General features: G+C 67.0%; 18 protein-coding genes. 10 read left to right on the forward strand and 8 right to left on the reverse strand.

The window, feature by feature from the left end; all coding sequences use genetic code 11:
* The first annotated feature begins 32 nt into the window (after nucleotides 1-32).
* The 3 genes from CK500_RS00535 (at nucleotide 33) to CK500_RS00545 (ending at nucleotide 1,567) form a co-directional block, all read left to right on the forward strand.
* Nucleotides 33-362 carry a glutaredoxin family protein gene (locus CK500_RS00535; RefSeq protein WP_095635711.1) on the forward strand — a complete coding sequence of 110 codons (330 nt, stop codon included), beginning with the start codon at nucleotides 33-35 and terminating at the stop codon, nucleotides 360-362.
* Nucleotide 363: 1 nt separating this feature from the next.
* Nucleotides 364-873 carry a redoxin domain-containing protein gene (locus CK500_RS00540; RefSeq protein WP_095635312.1) on the forward strand — a complete coding sequence of 170 codons (510 nt, stop codon included), beginning with the start codon at nucleotides 364-366 and terminating at the stop codon, nucleotides 871-873.
* Nucleotides 874-961: 88 nt separating this feature from the next.
* A complete protein-coding gene (locus tag CK500_RS00545) occupies nucleotides 962-1,567 on the forward strand; it encodes an L-threonylcarbamoyladenylate synthase (protein ID WP_095635313.1) in 606 nt (201 codons plus the stop codon).
* A 31-nt stretch (nucleotides 1,568-1,598) separates the two neighbouring features.
* Here CK500_RS00545 and CK500_RS00550 read toward each other — a convergent pair whose 3' ends face one another.
* The 3 genes from CK500_RS00550 to CK500_RS00560 all read right to left on the reverse strand — a co-directional run bounded on the left by CK500_RS00550 (nucleotide 1,599) and on the right by CK500_RS00560 (nucleotide 4,110).
* Nucleotides 1,599-1,865 carry an HAH_0734 family protein gene (locus CK500_RS00550; RefSeq protein WP_004049300.1) on the reverse strand — a complete coding sequence of 89 codons (267 nt, stop codon included), beginning with the start codon at nucleotides 1,863-1,865 and terminating at the stop codon, nucleotides 1,599-1,601.
* Nucleotides 1,866-1,979: 114 nt separating this feature from the next.
* Nucleotides 1,980-3,800 carry a ribosome biogenesis/translation initiation ATPase RLI gene (locus tag CK500_RS00555; protein ID WP_095635314.1) on the reverse strand — a complete coding sequence of 607 codons (1,821 nt, stop codon included), beginning with the start codon at nucleotides 3,798-3,800 and terminating at the stop codon, nucleotides 1,980-1,982.
* 1 nt (nucleotide 3,801) lies between these two features.
* A complete protein-coding gene (locus tag CK500_RS00560) occupies nucleotides 3,802-4,110 on the reverse strand; it encodes an EMC6-like membrane protein (protein WP_095635315.1) in 309 nt (102 codons plus the stop codon).
* 271 nt (nucleotides 4,111-4,381) lie between these two features.
* On the opposite strand from CK500_RS00560, the gene CK500_RS00565 reads away from it, so the two are divergent.
* The gene (locus CK500_RS00565) at nucleotides 4,382-4,663 is read left to right on the forward strand and encodes a MarR family transcriptional regulator (protein ID WP_007997999.1); all 282 of its coding nucleotides are present in this window, start codon (nucleotides 4,382-4,384) and stop codon (nucleotides 4,661-4,663) included.
* A gap of 21 nt (nucleotides 4,664-4,684) precedes the next feature.
* On the opposite strand, the gene CK500_RS00570 is transcribed toward CK500_RS00565, so the two are convergent.
* Nucleotides 4,685-4,963 (reverse strand): DUF7536 family protein, encoded by a 279-nt coding sequence (locus CK500_RS00570; protein WP_095635712.1) that lies wholly within the window; start codon nucleotides 4,961-4,963, stop codon nucleotides 4,685-4,687.
* A gap of 226 nt (nucleotides 4,964-5,189) precedes the next feature.
* Between CK500_RS00570 and CK500_RS00575 the strand changes: the two genes are divergently transcribed.
* Nucleotides 5,190-6,164 (forward strand): C-terminal binding protein, encoded by a 975-nt coding sequence (locus CK500_RS00575; protein ID WP_095635316.1) that lies wholly within the window; start codon nucleotides 5,190-5,192, stop codon nucleotides 6,162-6,164.
* A 72-nt stretch (nucleotides 6,165-6,236) separates the two neighbouring features.
* On the opposite strand, the gene CK500_RS00580 is transcribed toward CK500_RS00575, so the two are convergent.
* The gene (locus CK500_RS00580) at nucleotides 6,237-6,491 is read right to left on the reverse strand and encodes a hypothetical protein (RefSeq protein ID WP_095635317.1); all 255 of its coding nucleotides are present in this window, start codon (nucleotides 6,489-6,491) and stop codon (nucleotides 6,237-6,239) included.
* Between the two features lie 232 nt (nucleotides 6,492-6,723).
* Between CK500_RS00580 and CK500_RS00585 the strand changes: the two genes are divergently transcribed.
* Nucleotides 6,724-11,970 (forward strand): VWA domain-containing protein, encoded by a 5,247-nt coding sequence (locus CK500_RS00585; RefSeq protein ID WP_158224012.1) that lies wholly within the window; start codon nucleotides 6,724-6,726, stop codon nucleotides 11,968-11,970.
* A gap of 6 nt (nucleotides 11,971-11,976) precedes the next feature.
* Here CK500_RS00585 and CK500_RS00590 read toward each other — a convergent pair whose 3' ends face one another.
* A complete protein-coding gene (locus CK500_RS00590) occupies nucleotides 11,977-12,780 on the reverse strand; it encodes a DUF6663 family protein (RefSeq protein WP_095635319.1) in 804 nt (267 codons plus the stop codon).
* 113 nt (nucleotides 12,781-12,893) lie between these two features.
* Between CK500_RS00590 and CK500_RS00595 the strand changes: the two genes are divergently transcribed.
* Nucleotides 12,894-13,517, forward strand: coding sequence for a methyltransferase domain-containing protein (locus tag CK500_RS00595; RefSeq protein ID WP_095635320.1), 624 nt, complete (start codon nucleotides 12,894-12,896; stop codon nucleotides 13,515-13,517).
* A gap of 31 nt (nucleotides 13,518-13,548) precedes the next feature.
* Here the strand turns inward: CK500_RS00595 and CK500_RS00600 are convergent, their stop codons facing one another.
* Both CK500_RS00600 and CK500_RS00605 read right to left on the reverse strand, forming a co-directional pair.
* Complete coding sequence (locus CK500_RS00600; protein ID WP_095635713.1) at nucleotides 13,549-14,040, reverse strand: type IV pilin; 492 nt, start codon at nucleotides 14,038-14,040, stop codon at nucleotides 13,549-13,551.
* A 162-nt stretch (nucleotides 14,041-14,202) separates the two neighbouring features.
* On the reverse strand, nucleotides 14,203-15,501 hold the full coding sequence (locus tag CK500_RS00605; RefSeq protein ID WP_095635321.1) for a DUF7094 domain-containing protein: 1,299 nt from the start codon (nucleotides 15,499-15,501) through the stop codon (nucleotides 14,203-14,205).
* A gap of 152 nt (nucleotides 15,502-15,653) precedes the next feature.
* On the opposite strand from CK500_RS00605, the gene CK500_RS00610 reads away from it, so the two are divergent.
* The 3 genes from CK500_RS00610 to CK500_RS00620 all read left to right on the forward strand — a co-directional run bounded on the left by CK500_RS00610 (nucleotide 15,654) and on the right by CK500_RS00620 (nucleotide 18,900).
* Nucleotides 15,654-16,985, forward strand: a complete 1,332-nt coding sequence (locus CK500_RS00610; protein WP_095635322.1) for a helix-turn-helix transcriptional regulator — start codon at nucleotides 15,654-15,656, stop codon at nucleotides 16,983-16,985.
* A 182-nt stretch (nucleotides 16,986-17,167) separates the two neighbouring features.
* Nucleotides 17,168-17,956 (forward strand): electron transfer flavoprotein subunit beta/FixA family protein, encoded by a 789-nt coding sequence (locus tag CK500_RS00615; protein WP_095635323.1) that lies wholly within the window; start codon nucleotides 17,168-17,170, stop codon nucleotides 17,954-17,956.
* Nucleotides 17,953-18,900 carry an electron transfer flavoprotein subunit alpha/FixB family protein gene (locus CK500_RS00620; RefSeq protein ID WP_095635324.1) on the forward strand — a complete coding sequence of 316 codons (948 nt, stop codon included), beginning with the start codon at nucleotides 17,953-17,955 and terminating at the stop codon, nucleotides 18,898-18,900. The genes CK500_RS00615 and CK500_RS00620 overlap by 4 nt, the downstream gene beginning before the upstream one ends.
* Nucleotides 18,901-18,981: the final 81 nt, after the last annotated feature.

Below are 18,981 nucleotides of genomic sequence, written 5' to 3' on the forward strand. Positions count from 1 at the left end.
CGGTTAGGGGGCAGGCGCCCGACCGATCGGACATGAGCGAGCCACCGATCACCCTGTACCGGCTGCAGGCGTGTCCGTACTGCGAGCGCGTCGTCCGCACCCTCAACGAGCTGGGACTGGCGTACCGGTCCCGGTACGTCGAGCCGATGCACTCCGAGCGTAACGTCGTCAAGCGCGTCTCCGGCGCCCGGAGCGTGCCCGCCATCGTCGACCGCGAGACCGGGGTGACGATGTCCGAGAGCGCGAACATCGTGGAGTACCTGCGGGGAACGTACGGCGACGCGGCGACCGACGGGGGCCGCGCAGTCGACGACGCGGCGACCGATGGGGGCCGCGCAGCCGACGCCGAGGGAGGTGCCTGAGATGCCCGACTTCGACGTCGTCTCCCTCCCCGAGGCGGATCACGTCGCCGAGGGCGACACCGCGCCCGATTTCACGCGACCGCTCGTCGACGAGGAGTACTGGGAGGACCGCGCGCTCGACGAGGTCGTCGACGGGCCGACCCTCCTGCTGTTCCATCCGATGGACGGCGCCTTCCAGGCGACGTACCTCTACAACACGGTCGACGACCACGGCTGGGCCGACGACCTGGACGTGCTCGGCGTCTCGATCTCCTCGCCGTACGCCCACAAGCGCCTGCTCGCCGAGCGCGGCGACGGCGCCCGGATCTTCTCCGACCCGGGTGCGGGCGTGATCGAGGAGTACGGCCTCGCGCACGACATCGACGGCATGACCGGAATAACCGAGACGCGCCCGGCCGTCTTCCTCCTCGACGCCGACCGCACCGTCGCGTTCGCGTGGGTCGCGAGCGAACACCCCGAGTTCCCCGACGCCGAGGCGATCGACGACGCGGTCGAGCGGCTGGTCGACTGACTGAGAGCGGAGGCGGCGACCGCCGCGCCCGCCGACCGCGACGGTCCCACTCGTCACCCTTTTTCGCGACCGCGTCGAACGTGCTCTCGTGACAACGGACAGCGACGTCCTCCGACGCGCGGCCGAGGCGACCGCCGACGGCGACCTCGTGGTCTACCCCACCGAGACGGTGTACGGGCTCGGCGGCGACGCGCTCGACCCCGCGGCCGTCGAGCGGGTGTTCGAGCTGAAGGGCCGAGACCGCTCGAACCCGCTCTCGCTCGGCGTCCCCAGCGTCGACGCCGCGCTCCGCTACACCGAGCCGAGCGAGCTCGCGGTCGCGTTCGCCCGGGCGTTCCTCCCCGGGCCCGTGACCGTGGTCGTCGAGCGCGGCGACGCGGTCCCGGACGCGCTCACCGCCGGGCGCGACCGGGTCGGGATCCGCGTGCCGGACCACGACCTCGCGCGCGACCTGCTCCGTGAGGCCGGGCCGCTCACCGCGACGAGCGCGAACGTCTCCGGCCGCGGGAGCGTCACGCACCCGGGCGACCTCGACGACCGGATCCGCGACGGCGTCGCGCTCGTCGTCGACGGCGGCGAGACGCCCGGGACGGAGAGCACCGTGGTCGACCCGGAGGCGAGAACGATCCACCGCCGCGGCGCGATGGCCGGCGCGATCGAGGCGTGGCTGGACGACCCGCCGGTGGAAGAGTAGAAGAGACGACGACCGGAAATGGACAGCGGCGTTAGACCGACAGCTCGCCCTTCGCTTTGATCACGTCGAGCTCCTCGGCGTCGATCGTGTCGACGTCGAGCCAGTGAGGGACGTACTCGCGCTTGTCGTAGGCCTCGCGCTCGTCCTCGGTGCCGACGGTACACCAGAGCTGCGGCTCGTCCGGGCCGTGCCAGCCGCCCTGGACGTTGATGCCGAAACACACCAGCTCCTCGCCCTCGTACTCGATCACCGCGTCCCGCCGGATCCCGGGGTCGCCGCGAATGATGAGGTGTTGCATGTTCCGTCGTTCGCGGCTTCCCCGCTTAATCGCTTCGATACCGCCGATTGGGTGGTTGGAAATCGGACGGTGAGACAGGAGGGCGAGGCGAGAAGAACGAGAGAGCGGACGGCGTTAGGTCGAGTAGTAGTACTCGCCGTCGCGCTTCTGCTGGCTGTCGAGCTGCGAGCCCGGCTTGTTGATTCGGGGGCGACCCGTCCGCTCGTCGCGGCGGAAGGTGATGTCGAGGTCGGCGAGGAACTCGTTCATCCCCTCGCGCATCTCCTGGGGCGGGGTCGCGTGCCCGCGCTCGGCCGGCTCGCCGTCGAACACCATCAGGCGGTCGGCGAGGAGGTCGATCATGTAGATGTCGTGGTCGATCACCATCACGGTCGCGTCGTGGTTCTCCGCGTACCGCCGGATGGCGGTCGTCGCGCGCACCCGCTGTTCAACGTCGAGGTGCGCGGACGGCTCGTCGAGGAGGTACAGGTCGGCGTCCTCGGAGAGACACGCCGCGATGGCGACGCGCTGGCGCTCCCCGCCCGAGAGGTCCGAGAGGTTCTGCTCCATCACGCGGTCGAGCTGGAGCGGCTGGGCGATCTCCGTGTTCCAGTAGGAGGAGCCGAACTGGTCGGTGATCGACGAGAGGAACGCGTCGACGCGCATCGGCTGGTCGATCTCGATGTACTGCGGCTTGTACGCGATGTCGAGCGCGAAGTCGAGCGCGCCCTCGTCCGGCTCCAGCGAGCCAGCGAACAGCTTCGCGAGGGTGGACTTCCCGATCCCGTTCGGCCCGACCACGCCGAGCACCTCGGAGCGGTTGATCTCCCCGCCCTCGACGTGCAGCTCGAACTCGCCCTCGCCGTACGACTTCGAGAGGTCGGGGTACTCGATCAGCGTCTCGCTGCGCGAGGAGACCCGCGGCGCGTGCTCCTCGAAGGTGATCGCGGACGGTCGGATCCGCATGTTCTCGTTGTCGAGGTACCCCTTCAGGTACTCGTTGATCCCGTTGCGGACCGACTTGGGGTCGGTGATGACCCCGTACGCCCCCGGCTCCCCGTACGCGACGTGGAGGGTGTCGGCGAGGAGATCGAGGATCGCGAGGTCGTGCTCGACGACGAGCATCGAGCGCTCGGCCGCGTCGTCGTCAGCGAGCTCGCGGATGAGCCGCGCGACGACCATCCGCTGGCCGATGTCGAGGTACGGCGTGATCTCGTCGAGGAAGTAGAAGTCGGCGTCGCGGGCGAGACACGCCGCGATGGCGACGCGCTGGAGCTCCCCGCCGGAGATGGAGTCGATCGGCTGGTCCATCACCGGCCCGATGTTGAGCCGGTCGATGAGAGAGTCGAGCGCGCCCCGCTCGTCGGTGCGCTCCAACAGCTCGCGGGTGTTGCCGTCGAACTGGTTGGGGATCTGGTCGACGTACTGCGGCTTGCGCGCGACGGTCACGTCGCCCTCCTTCAGCGATCCGAGGTAGTTCTGCAGTCCGGTGCCGCGGAACCGGTCGAGCACGCGTTCCCAGTCGCCCTCCGACTCGTGGTCGCCCAGATTCGGGACCATCTCGCCGGCGAGCGCGTGGACCGCCGTCGACTTCCCGATCCCGTTCGGCCCGAGGATGCCGGTGACGTTGCCCGGCTCCGGGGTCGGCAGCCCGTACAGCGAGAAGGCGTTGTCGCCGTAGCGGTGGACCGGCTCCTCGTCGAGCTCGGAGGGGAGGTTGATGATCTCGATCGCGTCGAACGGACACTTCTCGACGCAGATTCCGCAGGTCTCGCCGAGGCAGATCTCCTCGGAGATGTGGATCTGGTCAGGGTCGCCCTCGACCGCGTCCTCGCCGCGCTTCGTGATGCACTCCTTGCCCGTCCGGTTGGGCGGGCAGTAGTTCATACACTCGTAGTTACACCGGTCGGGCTGACACCGGTCGAGGTCGACGACGGCGATGCTGTCGTCCGCCATCTCAGATCACCAGCTGGACGCCGGACGTCGCGAGCACGGTGTAGCTGATGAACCACAGCGTGAACGTCAGAAACGCCACGTAGAGGTTGTCCTTGACTCCGAAGTCGCCGACGCCGATCGCCTTGTACAGCGGGAACTGGGCGACCACGAACGCGCCGAGCACCAGTACGACGGTGGTGCTCTGGGCCGCGGCCACGGTCGTGCCCACGTAGGCGGCCGAGACGACGCCCGCGACGATCCCCGCGAGACAGCAGATCGTCGTGACGACCACGCTTCGGGTGTGGCCCGATATCCCCGAGTCGTCGCTCATACCACTGGATCCGCGAGCGCAGGTGAAAAGCCGTTCGTTCCGCCGAGCGCCCGATCACCGAGGGGCCGATCGCCGAGACGAGGGACCGCCGGCGGAGCGCGCGCGAGCGCTATCGCTGACTGACTGGTCAGTCTGCAGGCGGGTTATAGGATTATATTGCCGCATATCGTGCGGATAACCAGCAATATGATCCGCTATCAGGAGAGAAACGCCGGATCGAGCGCGGTGACGCATCAACATTTATGCCGGTGTGCGGTTTCGATTCGTAACGATGGAAGGAACCCAAACGGAGGGGCTCGACGACCTCCCGCCGAGCGCCAAGCTCGTCTTCAAGGTGCTCGAGTACAACGGGCCGCTGACCCAGAAGGGGATCGTCCAGGAGTCGATGCTGTCGGCTCGGACCGTCCGCTACGCGCTCGAACGGCTGGAGGGGATCGGCGTCGTCGACGAGGACGTCTACTTCGCGGACGCACGGCAGAACCTCTACAAGCTCACCGAGCCCGCACAGGAGTTCACCGGCGACGAGAGCGACGCCTCCTGTACCGCCGACTGACCACCCCGTCTCTCGGCCCCTCTACTCGCGGATCTTCCCGGACGCGTCCCGCGCACCCCGCACAGCCTCGGCGACGGTGAGCGCGACCGCGACGAGCAGCGCGAACGTCGCCGCCAACACGAACGCCAGCAGCAGGAACCACACGTCCGGCCCGAACAGCGGGTAGTCCCGGGTGTCGATCACCGGGCCGAGCAGCTCCAGCGTCCGGACCGCGTACAGGGAGACCGCGACGATCGCGCCGGCGACGAGCCCGACGCGGACGTTCCGATAGAACGCCAGCGATTCCAAGAGCACGAGCATCGGCGGCTTGCTCGACCCCTCGACCGAACCGTCGTCGCTCACGGTATCGTCGCTCACGAGTCGTCCTTGCGGGCGCGCGCGAAAAGAGTCGTCGAAACTCGAGCGCCGGACGGAGCGAACGCGGAGGGGTGCGCAACCGGACCGAGACCATCACGATCGAAAATTCTTGTCTCAGAAGCCGAGAACGCGTGACAGCCGTCAAGTGGGACGAGCCGAACGGTCGCGTATGCCCAGAGTCGTGCTGTCGGCGTTCCCGATGATCGATCCGGAGACGTACCGCGAGGTCCTCGACGCCGCGGTCGACGAGCCCGTCGAGGTGGAGGTCGCCGAGCTGGGGTCGACCGAGGGCCTCGTCGCGGCGGCCGAGGGGGCCGACGCGGTGGTGACCGACATCGACACGCCGGTCACCGCCGAGGCGCTCGACGAACTGGACCTCCGAGTCGTCGTCCGGTCGGCGGTCGGCGTGGACAACGTCGACGTGGAGGCCGCCGCCGAGCGCGGCGTCACCGTCACTCGCGTCCCGGACTACTGCACCGAGGAGGTAGCGGCCCACTCCGTCTCGCTGCTCTTGGCCTGCCTCCGGTCGCTGAAGTCGTACGACGACGACGTCGCCGCCGGCGGGTGGAGCTGGGAGGTCGGGCGGCCGGTCCGCCGCGTGAGCGCGTCGACGATCGGGTTCGTCTCGTTCGGCCCGATCGCTCGGCGCGCGGCCGAACAGCTCGGCGGGTTCGACGCCGATCTCGTCGCCTACGACCCGTTCGTCGAGGCCGCGGAGATGACCGAGTACGGCGCAGAGAAGGTTTCGTTCGACGAGCTGTTCGACCGCGCCGACCACGTCGGCGTCTACGCCCCGCTGACCGACGCGACCCGGGGCATTGTCGACGCCGACGCACTCGCTCGCCTCGGCGAGGACTCGGTGGTCGTCAACGTGGGGCGCGGGCCGGTCGTCGACGCCGACGCGCTGCTCGACGCGCTGGAGTCGGGCGCGATCAAGGGCGCCGGCCTCGACGTGCTCGCCGAGGAGCCGCCCGAAGACGACCCGCTCGTCGGGCGCGACGACACGATCGTCACGCCGCACGCGGCGTGGTACAGCGAGGAGGCCCGCGACGACTTGAACCGGAGCGGCGCCGCCGACGTGGCCGCCGTGCTCAACGGCGAGACGCCGGACGGACGGGTGGACCCGAACGCCGACTGGTTGTAGGCGGGCCGGGAGTAGACTAGTCAAAACGGGAGTTGCGAGCCATTTTCGACTTCGATATCGATTCTACCGGAATCAGAGGCTGGCGAGTCCGATTAAAAAAAGGAAGTATCCGGAAACACCGAACAGTACGCCGATGACAACCGACAAAAGTGCAGCCCATACGATGCTCAAGTCCAAAAGAAGGGTGGCGACACCAAAGGTAGCAGCGAAGCCGAAAATGAAAAACAAGAGTACAACAAGGTAATGGATGATAACTAGTGCTCCGAATCCGGTAGTGGCGACGACTGTCGTGTATCTGGAGAGAATGTTCGGAGATGCTGGAATCATGGACTTGTAGACTGTTGGGTAACAAAAAAGCGTTTTCACGGTCGTAAAGTAGCTCCATAATCGGCAAGCATGCTAAATGATAGTATCACACTTGATACAACATCGAAATTTATATATTTTTAAATATTTACTGGCTAGATCTGAAAAGTACGTTTATTATGAATGTTTTATTATCATTGTCTTGATGACAGCTGAAAAACCTGTTCAGTCAATATTAATTATACTTGTGGGTGTGAGTATACTCACGATAGGGGCGGTAGGAGTCGGAACTGGTACCGATACGTCCGAAACGGGTGTAGCCGCAGTTGAGACCGATCCGGACACGGTGCACACTGAGGGGATATCTCCGCAAACAGTAGGCCCCGGTAGTGACGCAACCGATGGCGATATAGCTGCTATCGGGACAGATACTGACATCGCGCGCGACCTCGCCGAAGATCAGTATATTTCGACAGATGAATCGCTTTACGTGCCGCGTGACTATTTTGAACCGATATACGTGGGTGAGAGCGTTGCGATAGGGTTTCTGGAGGACCACGGCGGAGACACGTACGAGTGGGAGGTCGTGAACGGAGACGACGATCAGTTGTTACACACGAGCACGGCCGAACTCAGTGACGCGGCACCGGATAGCCTCCCACACGACGCCCGTGCGACGAGCTTCCGACCGACGGAGCCCGGCGTATACGAGATCAGGGCTGTCGTCGACGGATCGGACACGTACACCGCTCACATCAGGGTCGATCGAGAAGAAACGCCGGTCGCCGGACAGAACGCACAGGAACTCGTTCAGCAGCATGCTCCGGTGCTGAACTTCCACCCGAACGAGCGGTATTACCCGACCCGGTACGAGGCGTACGTCGAGAACTCGGACCTGCGAACTGACGTTAAACGGCCTGATTTTACGCTGATCGAGGGAGTCACGCTCACTGATATCGGGGTCGATTACGCACCGAACAGGGGGTCGATTATCAGAGATCCTCGCCGAGCGACTGACCGCACAACAACTCATGAGGAGAATTATCTGAGTCCCCAGACGCGAGGGGACGATGAACACGAAACGTATCAACAGACCGTCGTAGCGGATTATTATCCTGAGACGGTGTACGCCAGCGTCCACGAAAACGTATTCTTCGATGGCGAAGAGTACACCGCAATTGGGTACTGGATGGTGTACATCCACGATCCGAAGCCGGAGGGCGAGGCATCTTCCGCGGTAGCTGCTCATACAGGCGATCAGGAGCCGGTGTTCGTACTCGTTGACGACGACGGGGATCCACAGTGGATAGCGGCCCAGCAGCACAAGGGCGGCGAGCTGCGAAGCTGGGAGCGAGTCGAAACGGTCGAAGACCGGCCGGTATTGTACGTCGCGGAGGGCGCCCACTCCAACTTCCTTGGCCCAAAAGGAGCCGACGGCGACGAGCCGGTGAGTGAACCGGACCCGCCCGATGTCGAATACCTGTATCAGGATCAATTCCTCTGTGACGGCGATAGGTCACGGCTACGAGGTTGTGACGGCGCCGGTGACGCCGGTGAACTACCGGACCGGCGCGCTGCAGCATTGTACGCTGATCCGACCGCTGACGGATTTTCGGCGAGTGGAGACAGATGGGTCCCAGAGGTTGCGACGAACGGCGGCGGAGACGAAACGTACGAAATCACCCGTCTGACGGGCAACGAATCGTGGAGCGAATACGAGGGTGCGATATATCGGTTCCCCGGCCGTGACGCGCCGTTACTACCGAGTCCGCAGGGCAAGATCCCGATGCAGCAGGACCGCTGGGAGACGGACTCCGAGGCGGATATATCGCTAACGAGATACATTGACAGCAGAGCTGATCCCGAAGAACAGATCGAGATCCATCCGGACCGAGACCAGATCGACGGCGAAATCGCAGACATCGGCGAAACATCGTACGCGCTGAACGGAACGCCGAACGCACAGGAGATCACCATCGAAAATACCGGGTTTAAACCACAAAATTACGCGATCACGACGAGATCGGACAAACGTAGCGGTGGTGAAACGGTCCAGCGACACACCGCGTTCGTCGGAACCGGTGAGCCGGACGTTGTGGGTGTTTCAGCCGGTGTCGACCCGAACGAACGTGATATCGAAGTCCCGCTGGCGCTCTCCGGGGACGGAACGTGGGACGTCGTCGTCGAACTCTCCGTCTACCCGGAGGATGCCGGGAACCACGAACTGGAGCAGCGATACGAGCTCTATTCGGAGCTATTCGAGGTGAGCAGCGTCGATTCCGGTGACCTCACGATCACCGACGTTCCCGACGGGACGGCCGGCGGTACGGATACGCCCCGGCCAGTCAAGGTCGTCGTCGATATGGAAGAACCGGACGGAGATCCCTTCGTCGACCCCATCGAGCAGGACCGTCTCGACATCACCGTCGGCGACCGCACCGTCGACAACCGGGCCTTAGTGACGCGAAAAGCCGTGGGGTTGTACGAGATTCAGTTCGTGCCCCCCACGCAGCCGGAGGGGGGAGAGTACAACGTCACCGTCTCGTACGACGACGTGACCGACGAGGAACCGGACGCGATCAACTACGCCGAGGGAGAGACGACGCAGCTCGCGACCTCGTTGCAGATCGACCGCTCCGGAAGCATGAGCGGAATCATGTCCGAAGCGCGGCAGGGCGGCGTGACGTTCGTCGAGCAGGCGACCGACGAGGATTACGTCTCGGTCGTCAGCTACTCGGGCTACTCCCGCGTCGACCAAGACCTCACGAGGCTCGGCGACGGGCGACAGGATGTCATCAATTCCATCGAGGGCTTGAGCGCCAGTGGATCCACAAATGTCGGTGATGCGATGATCGACGGCCTCGATACCCTCGATGACGCGCCCGAGGGAGCGAGCAAGGCGGGAATCCACATGACTGACGGAGTCCGCAACAGCGGACCGGGTGAGGGAGAGATCCTGAACGAGATCGTCCCCGATTACAACGAGCAGGACGTCTGCCTGTACACGATCGGGTTCACGAGCGGCGCCGACGAGCAGTTCATGCAGGACGTGGCCGAGGCGTCCGACTGCGGCGACTACCGATTCGCCGGAGAGTCGGGAGAAGTCGACAGCATCCAAGACACGCTGCAGGCGGTGTTCGCGGACCTCAGCGGCGACGTCGCCGACGCCGATCAGTTGACGAGCGACGAGGGCGTCCTCGGCGAAGACGAGTCGCAGTCGGCCGACTTCGGGGTCGACGAGAGCGTCTCGCAGCTCACGACGAACCTCCGACTCGAGAACGCCGAATTCGACGACATCGAGGCGTCGGCCGCCGACGTGCAGGGAGCGAGCGACGAGGACGCTCCGGGAGCGGCGATCCGGACGCAGAACGTGAACGACACCGGGCCGGTGACGCTCATTCGGCCGGACGGGTCGGTTGTCGACACGAACGACTCCGACGTCGAGGTGTCGATCGTCGGTGATTCGGTGATCTACCGGATCGAGGACCCGGCGGCCGGAACGTGGAGCTATGAACTCCGCAACGAACAGCCCGACGCGTCAGAGTTCGCCGTCGACATCACCGGCGACGCACAGATAGGCGCCGACGTCTCGACCGCGGGTGAGACGTACTACGTCGGAGAGGAGATCGACATCACGGCGACCCTCGTCGGAGCTGACGGCGGCGTGCCCGGAGCGGACATCGACGCCGTCGTCGAACGACCCGACGGGACGAACGTGTCGGTCTCGCTTGCGGAAGGACAGTCCGGCGTGTACGCCGGAACGCTCACCGCCACCGCAGCCGGGGAGTACAACGTCACCGTAACCGCTGAGAGAGAGACGCTCTCCCGGATCGAAACGACCTCGTGGGTCGTGAAAGAGGACCCGCCGATCTCGATCGCACAGCGGGACACGGCGAAGGCGGTCCCCGGTGAGTCGACGGAGTTCACTGTCACCGTCGACCAGACCGGAACGGACACCGAGGACTCGGTGACTGTCGACATCTCCGATCTCTCTGCGGTCGACGGAAACGACACGGTTGCGGACGAGCGGGTGGGCGTCGAACCGCGAACCGTGACGCTCAACGAAGGCGAAGAGAACGTGACGGCGACGGTGGACCTTCCGGACGGAACGACGCCCGGCGAGTACCGCGGGACTGCCCGGGTGTTCGCCTCCGACGGTGGCGTCGTCACAGCACCGATAACGGTGACAGTACTTGCGCCCGGCGAAATCAGCGTAGAGTTCGTCGAAACGACCGAAACCGTCGAGACTGGTGAGAACGTCGAGGCAACCGTCAACGTGAGCAACGTCGGCGAGGTCACCGAGGAGGGGAGCGTGATATTCAGCATCCCCGAATCCGGACAGCAGTCCGAGACGGTCGCGCTCGACGGCGGAGAATCGGTGAGTCAGAACTTCACCGTGTCTGCCGACGAACCGGGAGAGTACACGGTGCAAGTTATCAGCCGAGCCGGCGACGACACCACAACGCTAGACGTACTGGGGCCGGCGGAGTTCGGAACGTCGATAGTGGGCACCCTGAGTGAAACGGACGTCGAACCGGGCGACGATGTCACGGTTAACGCCACAGTGGGGAACCTCGGAGATGAGCCGGATACACAGACGGTTTCCTTTAGTGTTGACAACGAAACCGTCGCCGAGCGGACGGTTGAGCTGGATCCCGACCAGCTGGAGACGTTCGAATTCACTTACGGGACCGATCGTGGAGACGACGGAGCGGTGGCAGCCGTCACGACCGAAGACGATCGAAGCGAAACGACGCTGACGGTCCGAGAGGACCGTTCGGATTTGGGGGTCGGCACCGGAAGCGGAATTCTGGTGGTACAGACGTCTGTGATCCCCGATGCCGACGGTGCAATCGTGGAATTCAGAGGAATTAACGAATCACAGACGCTTACCGCCGATCTCGCTGAGGAACTCGATCGGGCACCCAGCGACGAACACATTCGGGTTCGGTCGATAACACTTGATGCCGCGACCAGCATCGACGTGGTCAAGTACGACCTCTTCGAGCCGTCGGCAGAGCCGAGGACTGCACCGGCGCTCGACGACGAAACGGTGATCGGATACGTTCCGATAGAGCGAGAGAGACCGGCGGCAGATCCGGCGCTTGAGACCGCCTCGATAACGTTTGAGCTCGAAGCTTCTGGCCTTCCGGAATCCGCCGATTTCGAGGATGTAACCGTCTATCACGCCGGGGATCAGACGTGGAGTCAGGTCGAAACGTCACACAGAGGATCCGGCATCTTCCGGGTGAATGCGTCGAATCCCGCTACGCTGGCAGTAACCGTCGATCCTGATCCGGGAGCTGAGGGAGAGGAGCCGAACTCAGAGGAGGAGATGTCGGACTCGGAGGATGAGTCGCCGGAGAGACCGACGCAGCCCGAGAGCGAAGCGCCCGACGAAGAGGTGTTTGCCGTGCCTGGATTCGGCGCGGTTATTACGGTGTTGAGCCTCCTCATCGCGAGTTTGGTAGCCCGGAGGGTCGGGATTCGGACGGAGTGAGGGGGGTCAGAGTCCGTCGGTGATATCGAAGTCGCCTTTTTGATCAGGATCGTCGTCAGAACTGTTTTGTTCGTCGGTTTCGGGCGAGTTCCCGGCTCGTTGGTCGGCGTCCCCAACGACATCGAGGCCCCCCGCGAGCCCGGGGCCGAGGTCGTAGGTGTCGCGCACCGTCTGGGCCAACACGCCCTCGCGGTCGAAGACGACGTAGACGGCGACGAAGTCGTGCGCGGCGGGGCGGAGGACGAACACCTCGCGGGGCTCGTCGTCCCCCCGCGACTCGTTGACGCGCGCGACGAGCGGTTCGATCGGGAGCCGCCCCGCCCGGAGGTCGGCGAACGCGTCGCTTCCCGGCGCGTCGGCGAACAGGTACAGCGCGCCGTTCGGGTCCCCGTCGTTCGAGCGCGTCGTGACCGAGCCGACCGCCTCGCCCGCGGACCGGATCTGGTCCCACGCGTCGACGGCCGCCTCGAACATCCCCTCCACGTCGTCCGCGAAGCGGAACCGGCTCTCGCGGACGACCTCGAGGTCGGCGAAGCGGGCCGACCCGTCGGTCCACGCCAGCGTCGCGTCGACGACGAAGCCCGGCTCCAGCGACGTCACGCGGTCGGCGAGATCGCCCTCGTACCCCTCGGCGGCGGCGTACAGCGGGTCGAACCGGTCCTCGGCGTCGGGGTCGCTCGGGTCCACCGGTCCCTCCGGGTGCTCGACGAGGACGAACTCCTCGAGGGGGTCGGACGGGCCGGTCCCGTCGATGTCGGGACGCGGGCGGCGGTCGTGGACGCGGAAGCGGCCGCTCGTCGTCGGTTCCATACCGCACGGTCGGACGGGCAAGCGGAAAAGCCGGTCGGAACGCGGGAGCTGCCGAGGCGCCGACCGCACCGGATCCGTGTCGTTATGGGGCGGGCGACCCAACCGATCGGTAAATGGGGATCCTCGAGGACAAGTCGAACGCCAGGGTGTTCTACAAGTACCTCTCGAAGGTGTACGACAAGATCAACTGGTTCAACTGGAACGAGGAGATGCGCGCGGAGGCGCTCTCGTGGCTGGAGTTCGGCGACGATCCGAAGGTGCTCGACGTGGGGTGTGGCACCGGGTTCGGGACCGAGGGGCTCCTCGAACACGCCGACGACGTCCACGGGCTCGATCAGAGCGTCCACCAGATGGAGAAGGCGTTCGAGAAGTTCGGGAAACACGACCGCGTGAACTTCTACCGCGGCGACGCCGAGCGGCTCCCGTTCCGCGACGACACGTTCGACGTGGTCTGGTCCTCGGGATCGATCGAGTACTGGCCGAACCCGATCGAGGGACTCCGGGAGCTCCGACGCGTCGCGAAGCCGGGCGGACAAGTGCTCGTCGTCGGCCCCGACTACCCGCACAACCGCGTGTTCCAGCGGATCGCCGACGCGATCATGCTGTTCTACGACGAGGACGAGGCCGACCGGATGTTCGAAGCCGCCGGCTACGAGACGTACGAACACCACATCCAGCAGTCGACGCCCCGGAGCCCGCGCGCGATCACGACGGTCGCACGGGTCCCCGACGAGTAGCGACGCGGCACTTGGGCGGCTCCCGTTCCCCTTATTCCGACTCGACGACCGTCTCCAGCGTCGCGACCGGCCGGCCGTCGACCGAGACCTCGACGGTAACCGTTCGGCCGGGTTCGAGGACCGGGTCGTTCGTCCCCGCGACCCGGAACGACGCCGTTCCGCCGACGCGCAGGTCGCCGTCCGTCGCCGCGTTGAACGCGCCCGTCGGTCCCGGACGGAACCCCGCCGCGGAGAAGAACGGGACCGGCGGCTGTCGGGCGAGCGGCTCGCCGTCGACGCGCACCCGGACATCCAGTTCGCTCGCGTTCAGGGCGTCCCCGCCGCGGTGCGTGACCGCGATCCGGTCGTCGGTCGCCGACAGCGACAGGGACGCCGTCGGCGCCGGCTCCGGCGGGGCGCCGATCGCCGCGGTCACGACGCCGCCGGCGAGCACGACCGTGACGGCGAGCAGCAGGACGCCGGCGACGGGCGCGAGCCCGCGGGCGGACCGGGCGGAACGGGAGGCCGTCGGTGTCGCCTCGATCGGCGCACTCGTCTCAGTCGGCGCACTCGTCTCAGTCGGCGTGCTCGTCTCAGTCGGCGTGCTCGCCGTCGTCGACACGCTCGTCTCGTCCGGGGGATCGGTGTCAGTGGCCACGGGGAGACTGCCGCGGTATCCGGGAAAAGCGTCGGGGCGGCGCGAGCCCTACTCGCCGTCGTCGCTCTCGACCGGGTGCGGCGTCGCGATGGGTTCGAGGTCGTCGACGAACACCGCGCGGGGCTCGTCGACGACGGTGACCCGGTAGGATTCCGCGGGGGAGAGCGTCCGGACCGTGCCGTCCGCGTCGGTGGTGCCGATCGCTCGGCTGTCGCCGTCGCCGACGCTCTTCGTGACGGTGACGTCGGGGACGGGCTCGCCGGTCTCGTCGTCGCGGACGGTCACCGTCACCAGGCCGCCGGCGTAGCTGCGGTCGACGGTGACGTTAAAGCCGTCGCCGGACTCGGAGACGGACTCGGTGTCGGGGAACGCGTCGAGCGCGATCCGCTGGTGCTCGACGAACACCCGCTCCGTGCCGCCGCTGACGAAGGTGCGCAGGAGCCCGTACTCGTGGGGGATGGTGATCCGCTGGACCGAGCCGGCGCCGAAGGCGTCGGGCTCGCGGAGCGACGCCGTCTCGGGATAGGCGGCGGACGTGACCTCGATCGCCTCGTCGTTGCCGATCGTGCCGCCGCCGCGGTCCCAGCGGTCGATCCGGAAGACCTCGCGGACGTACTCCCCGTCGACGATCGTCGCTAACACGATCGACCGGTCGCTCGACTCCACGTACACCTCGCTGGCCGACACCTCGCCGCGCGCCGCCGAGAGCGCGATCTCACGGACGGGCCCCTCGTACACCTGCAGCGCGACCTGGAGCTCGTCGAGCCGGGTCGGTGAGCTGAACCCGTCCGTCTCCTCGGCGAGCGCGTCGAGCTCGTCGAGCCGCTCGTCGTACTCGCGGGCGGTCGCGGCGATGCGGACGAGCTCGTCGAGGAGCTCCCGGTCTGATAGCTCGCCGGCGGCGTGCGCGCTGAACGCCTCCGCCTGTCGGCTGTTGAGCGTCACCTCGTCGCGTTCGACCTGGTTGATCGCCGCGAGGATGCGGCGCTGCCGTTCCGTGCTCGTCTCGGCGGCCTCGATCCGCTGGACGACCGCCGCGGTCTCCATGGCGGCGTCGGTCTCGTCGACGGCGAAGCCGACCGACGATCCGAGGTCCGCGCCGCGGGCGGCGGCGCCGACGCGCGTGTCCGCGTCGGTCGGCGCGGACAGCGTCCGGAACGTGAGGTTCGCCGCGTCGACCTGCGATCGGTCGGGGTCGACGCCGTCGAACGCGCCGACGCGATCGGACGCGACCGGATCGGACGCGACCGGATCGGCGACCGCCCCCGCAACCGCCGCCGGCGACACCGCGCCGGCGATCGGCGCGAGCAGAAGCAGGACCGCGAGGGAGATCGGGAGGGCTCTCATACGTCTCGGTTCGCGCCAGGATATAAAAAATCCACCTCAACGAGCCGACGGAACCGATCGGGAGCGCGGCCGATCCGCCCGTCGCGACCTCGTTCGAAGGCAAAACGAACGATGGAAAGCGTTTTGCCCGGCGCCTGAGTGCCCTGATCTGTATGCGGAACGCCCCGCCTCGCGCTCTCCTCGTCGGGCTGATCGCCGTCGCGCTCGTCGCGAGCGGCGTCGCCCCCGTCGCGGGAGACGCGCCCTCGCCTTCGCCCTCCATCGACGCCGACGCGGCGGCCGCCGGTTCGTCGACCGCCGGTCCCCCGGGAATCGGCTCAGCGACCGTCGGTCCGGCAACTGTCGATCCGGCGACGGTCGAACAGATCGACGAACCGTTCGACCCGGATACGGCGACGCAAATCCGGATCGAGCCGACGCCCGACAGGGACGCCCGGTGGACCGTGTCGGTGAGGTACGCGCTCGCCGACGAGACCGACCGCGCCGCGTTCGACGCGACCGGCGACCGGTTCCGCGACGGGGAGATCGGCCCCGACGCCGCCCTGTTCGAGGGATTCGCCCGCGAGGCGAGCCGGAACGTCGACCGGACGATGCGGATCGAAGACGTCGAGCGCGAGGTCGTCGTCCACGACGACCCCTCGTCGTTCGACGTGGCGGGCGACCAGACGACGGCGGTCGGCGAACTCCGACTGACGTTCGTCTGGACCGAGTTCCTCGAAGCGGACGGCGAGAACCTGGTGTTGGGCGACGCCCTGACCACGCCGAACGACGGGACGTGGCTGCTCTCGCTGGAGGAGGGGCAGACGCTCGAGGTGGCGACGCCGGAGGGGTACACCGTCACCGGAACCCCGGGCGCCACGGTCCCGCTGCGGGACAACGCCGTGATCATCGAGGGGCCGCGCACCTTCGCCGAGGGAGAGCGGGTCGCGGTCGTGTACGCCCCCGCGGGCACGACCGCGCCCCCGTGGACGATGCTCACCGCCGCGATCGTCGTCGCCGCGGTGCTCATCGCCGGGAGCATCGTCGGCTACCGGCGCCGGACCGACGGGGAACACGACCCGGTCGCGGGCGCGAGCGCCGACGAGGGAGCGGTCGACAGCGACGGCGGAGAGCCGACCGACGGCGGGCCGCGCGGCGGCGCGGACGGGAATGCGGACGGCCCGGATCCGACGGGCGATGACACGGGAGCCGACGACGCGACCGGCGGAGCGGGCGACGGGGAGGACCTCTCGCTGTTGTCCGACGAGGAGCGCGTCGAGCGGCTTCTCGAGGACAACGGCGGGCGGATGCGACAGGCCGACATCGTCGCGGAGACCGGGTGGTCGGACGCGAAGGTGTCGCAGCTGCTCTCCGCGATGGCCGATTCGGGGCGGGTGGAGAAGCTCCGACTGGGCCGCGAGAACCTGATCTCGATCCCGGACGACGACGGCGACGGAGACGGCTCCGACGCCGAAGACGGCGGCGACAGGGTATCCGGGGCCTGAGTCGACGGCGGCGACGGGGGATCCGATATCAGAGTCCGACGGCGACGACAGGAGATCCGAGAGTCGAGGCCGACGACGAGGCGAAAGGGAACGGCCGACTTCGGCGAGGGAGAGGCGGAAACCGCGAGCCCGCGGTGCGGCGTTCCGAAAGCTCTTACAGGCCGAACGACGGAGTATCGATCATGAAAGTTCTGGTGACAGTCAAGGAGGTTGCGGAGCCGGACGACGACTTCGCGATCGAAGGCACGGACATCGCCGCGTCCGACCTCGAGTACGACCTCAACGAGTGGGACGACTACGCGGTCGAGGCGGCGGTGCAGCTGGCCGAGGCGGGGATCGCCGACGAGGTCGTCGCCGTCACCATCGGCCCGGAGCGCGCGGAGGAGACGATCCGGATGGCGCTCGCGAAGGGGGCGGACCGCGCCGTGCGGGTGTGGGACGACGCCTTCGAGGCCGGCTTCGCCGACGTCGCCGCGAAGGTGACGACGCTCGAGGCGGTCGTCGAGGCGGAGGAGCCAGACCTCGTGCTCGGGGGGGTACAGGCAGCCGACACGGGGTTCGGCGCGACGGGCGTCGCGCTCGCCGAGCGGATCGGCTTCGAGCACGCCGCCGTGGTCAACGACCTCGAGGTCGACGCCGACGGCGGCGTCGCGCACGTCCATCGGGAGCTGGAGGGCGGCGTCGAGGAGCTGACGGAAGTGGACCTCCCCGCCGTGTTGACCGTCCAGACCGGGCTCAACGAGCCGCGGTACGCGAGCCTCAGGGGCATCCGACAGGCGCAGCGCAAAGAGATCGACGCGAGGGATCTGGCTGACCTCGGGCTGTCGGCCGCCGACGTCGAGAGCGCGCTGACGATCGCCTCGATGTACGAGCCGGAGAGCGAGTCGGACGCCGAGATCATCGAGGGCGACGCGGGGGAGAGCGCGTCGCGCCTCGCCGAGGTCCTCCGCGAAAAGGGGGTGGGCGCGTGATGAGCGTGCTCGTCGTCTCGGAACACCGGCGCGGAGAGCTCCGAGACGTGTCCCGCGAGGCGATCACGGCCGGCCGGGAGCTCGCCGACGCGCAGGGAGGCGACCTCCACGTTGCGGTGATCGGCGGCGACACCGACCGGTTCGCCGAGGACCTGAACCGCGAGGGCGTGGACGCGATCCACGCGGTCGCCAACGGCGAGGAGTTCGACCACAACGTCTACCAGTCGGCGGTCGAGGCGCTGCTCGAGACGGTCGACGCCGAGACCGTCGTGATCCCGAACTCGGTCAACGGACTGGACTACGCGCCCGCCGTCGCCGAGGCGACCGACCGGAGCCTGGTGACCGACGCGATCGGCTTCGAGTCCGACGACGGGCTGACCGTCACCCGCGAGATGTACGGCTCGAAGGTGGAGACGACCGTCGACGTGGCCGACGACCGCTTCGTCCTCACCGTCCGCGGCGGCGAGTGGGCGCCGGCCGAGGGCGTCGGCGACGCGACGGTGGAGTCCGTCGACGTCGATCTCCCGGAGTCGGGCGCGCGCGTCACGGGCTTCGAGGAGGTCGGCGGCGGCGACGTCGACATCGCCGACGCCGACGTGCTCGTCTCTGTCGGCCGCGGGATCGAGGAGGAGGAGAACCTGGAGCTGGTCGAGGGGCTCGCCGACGCGCTCGGCGCGACGCTCTCCGCCTCCCGGCCGATCGTCGACAACGGCTGGCTCCCGAAGAACCGCCAGGTCGGGCAGAGCGGGAAGGTCGTCACGCCGGACGTGTACATCGCGATCGGCATCTCCGGCGCGGTCCAACACGTCGCCGGCATGAAGGGCTCGGACACGATCGTCGCCATCAACACCGACCCGAACGCGCCGATCTTCGACATCGCCGACTACGGGATCGTCGGCGACCTCTTCGACGTGGTGCCCGAGCTCGTCGACGAGTTCGCGTAGTTAGCGTCGACCAGGTGCCGGTCCCGCGCCGGCAGCAACCTCTTTGACCCCGGGTGAGTACCGGACGGCCAGACGGGCCCG

The sequence above is a fragment of the Halorubrum salipaludis genome (assembly GCF_002286985.1).
GTDB classification, from domain to species: domain Archaea; phylum Halobacteriota; class Halobacteria; order Halobacteriales; family Haloferacaceae; genus Halorubrum; species Halorubrum salipaludis.

Coding starts and splice junctions, on each gene's coding strand:
- CK500_RS00535 (WP_095635711.1), top strand. CDS start 33: ATGAGCGAGCCACCGATCACCCTGTACCGGCTGCAGGCGTGTCCGTAC.
- CK500_RS00540 (WP_095635312.1), top strand. CDS start 364: ATGCCCGACTTCGACGTCGTCTCCCTCCCCGAGGCGGATCACGTCGCC.
- CK500_RS00550 (WP_004049300.1), bottom strand. CDS start 1,865: ATGCAACACCTCATCATTCGCGGCGACCCCGGGATCCGGCGGGACGCG.
- CK500_RS00555 (WP_095635314.1), bottom strand. CDS start 3,800: ATGGCGGACGACAGCATCGCCGTCGTCGACCTCGACCGGTGTCAGCCC.
- CK500_RS00560 (WP_095635315.1), bottom strand. CDS start 4,110: ATGAGCGACGACTCGGGGATATCGGGCCACACCCGAAGCGTGGTCGTC.
- CK500_RS00565 (WP_007997999.1), top strand. CDS start 4,382: ATGGAAGGAACCCAAACGGAGGGGCTCGACGACCTCCCGCCGAGCGCC.
- CK500_RS00570 (WP_095635712.1), bottom strand. CDS start 4,963: ATGCTCGTGCTCTTGGAATCGCTGGCGTTCTATCGGAACGTCCGCGTC.
- CK500_RS00575 (WP_095635316.1), top strand. CDS start 5,190: ATGCCCAGAGTCGTGCTGTCGGCGTTCCCGATGATCGATCCGGAGACG.
- CK500_RS00580 (WP_095635317.1), bottom strand. CDS start 6,491: ATGATTCCAGCATCTCCGAACATTCTCTCCAGATACACGACAGTCGTC.
- CK500_RS00590 (WP_095635319.1), bottom strand. CDS start 12,780: ATGGAACCGACGACGAGCGGCCGCTTCCGCGTCCACGACCGCCGCCCG.
- CK500_RS00595 (WP_095635320.1), top strand. CDS start 12,894: ATGGGGATCCTCGAGGACAAGTCGAACGCCAGGGTGTTCTACAAGTAC.
- CK500_RS00605 (WP_095635321.1), bottom strand. CDS start 15,501: ATGAGAGCCCTCCCGATCTCCCTCGCGGTCCTGCTTCTGCTCGCGCCG.
- CK500_RS00610 (WP_095635322.1), top strand. CDS start 15,654: ATGCGGAACGCCCCGCCTCGCGCTCTCCTCGTCGGGCTGATCGCCGTC.
- CK500_RS00615 (WP_095635323.1), top strand. CDS start 17,168: ATGAAAGTTCTGGTGACAGTCAAGGAGGTTGCGGAGCCGGACGACGAC.